The sequence below is a fragment of the Collinsella sp. TM06-3 genome, assembly GCF_003436395.1.
Taxonomy (GTDB): Bacteria; Actinomycetota; Coriobacteriia; order Coriobacteriales; family Coriobacteriaceae; genus Collinsella.
Genome location: NZ_QSPG01000045.1, coordinates 1 through 2,067 on the forward strand (window position 1 = coordinate 1; position 2,067 = coordinate 2,067).

General features: G+C 55.6%; 1 protein-coding gene. It reads right to left on the reverse strand.

From position 1 onward, the window contains the following. Positions 1-161: 161 nt before the first annotated feature. Entirely contained in the window at positions 162-1,856 is a 1,695-nt protein-coding gene (locus DXD56_RS09910; protein WP_117641084.1) for a phospho-sugar mutase, read from the reverse strand. Between the last annotated feature and the right edge of the window lie 211 nt (positions 1,857-2,067).

Consider the following 2,067-nt stretch of genomic DNA (forward strand, 5'->3'; position numbering starts at 1 on the left):
AGATATATTGCCAGACCGGAGGGGCGCCGGGGGCGGGAATCTGGGCGTACACATTTCCTACACAGTTTGGGATTCTCAGCTGTATTTAAAAGTAATAAAGAGGGGACCTCGTTTCCGAGATCCCCTCCTCCGTCTATCTATAGAAATAGGCTTTCAAAGCCTTAGGCCAAGAGCTTGCGACCGGACTCCTCGATCGCGTCAAGTGCTGCATCAGCCTCGGCGGCATCCGCGCCCTTAGCGAAGATGTACAGCTTAATCTTGGGCTCGGTGCCAGAAGGACGGACGATACCCTTGTTACCACCCTCGAGATCGAACTCAATGACATTAGCCTTCGGCAGGCCGTTCACGCAGGTGTTGTAATCCACGACGGCCTCAATCTTGGAACCGGCGAGCTCCGCGGGCGGGTTCTCGCGCAAACCAGCCATGATGCCGGCCATCTTTGCCGCACCCTCAGCGCCCGGATAGCTTAGCGAAATCGTCTTGTTGTGATAGTAGCCATACTTCTCGTACAGCTCGTGCATCGCATCGGCAAGGTTCTTACCCTGGAGCTTGTAATACTGCGCCATCTGGCAAATCAGAAGCGAAGTGCTCACGGCGTCCTTGTCGCGCACGTGGTCGCCGGCCAGATAGCCGTAGCTCTCCTCGAAACCGAAGATAAAGCGATCGACCTCGCCAGCATCGGAAAGAGAAGTAATGATGTCGCCGATGTACTTGAAGCCCGTCAGGCAGCGGCGAAGCTCAAAACCGTACTCGTCGGCCAGAGCGTCAACCATGGCGGAAGAAACGATAGTAGTAACGGCAACCTTCTTAGTGAGGTCCTCACCGCGGGCAGCACGGGTCTTGCAGATATAGTCGAGCAGCAGAACGCCCATCTCATTGCCGGTCAGCAGCAGATAGTCATCGCCATTTTTAACGGCAACGCCAACACGGTCGGCGTCGGGATCGGTTGCAAGCAGCAAATCAGGGTGAACCTGCTCGCAGAGATCGATGCCCTTCTGCATGGCCTGACGGATCTCGGGGTTAGGATACGGGCAGGTCGGGAAATCGCCGTTAGGCTCCTTCTGCTCGGGAACAACCGTGACATCGGTGATGCCAGCGCGCTCGAGCACCGTAGTAACGGGAATGAGGCCGGTGCCGTTGAGCGGAGTGTAGACGAGCTTAAGCGGAGCGCCAGCGATCTCCTCGGCAGAAAGGTTATTCACGCCGCGCGCGAGAACGGCGTCGTAATAACGCTCGAGGCACGAGTCGTCGATCCATTTAACCAGACCCTGCTCAAGAGCCTCATCAAAGTCCATGGACTTCACGCCGGTGAATGTATCGGTCTCGGCGATAGCCTTAGAAATTGCATCGGCGGCCTCGCTGGTGATCTGGCAGCCATCGGGGCCATAGGCCTTATAGCCGTTATACGGCGCTGGGTTATGGCTAGCGGTCATGCAAATGCCACCGGAGCACTTAAGATCACGGACGGCCCAGGAGAGCGTCGGCACAGGAGAAATCTTGGGATACACGAGGGCAGTCACGCCGTTTGCTGCAAGAATGGCAGCCGTAGTCTTAACGAACAGCTCACCTTTATTGCGGCTATCGCGAGCGATGGCGACCGTCGGATGCTCAAAGGTCGCATTGAGGTAGTCAGCGAATCCCTGGGTCGCACGACCGACCGTATAGATATTCATACGGTTAGTGCCCGCACCGATAGTGCCGCGAAGACCGGCAGTACCGAAGGCGAGATCCTGGAAGAAAGCGTCGGTGATGGCGTCCTCATCACCCTGCTCCTTCATCGTGTTGAGCTCAGCGAGGAGCTCCTCGTCCTTGACATTGGCAATCCAAGTATCAAGCAGCTCATGAACATCTGCCATGTGAGTCCTTCCGTCACAATCAATAAAACGACCCGTGTAAAAACAGGACAAGCGCAGCAGTGCGCTAAAGCAAATATTAGTCCATTGAGAACAGAGAACCGGCCAAAGAACGGTGAACGTCTATATTCAGCGGTGGATGATTAAATTGATTTAATTGCATAAGGAATGTTGCCCGTAAACGCAAAAAAGGGGGAGGCCGCGAGGCCTCCCC

Bases quoted from the DNA above. Each gene is read 5' to 3' on its own strand.
- DXD56_RS09910 (WP_117641084.1), bottom strand. From the start codon at position 1,856: ATGGCAGATGTTCATGAGCTGCTTGATACTTGGATTGCCAATGTCAAG.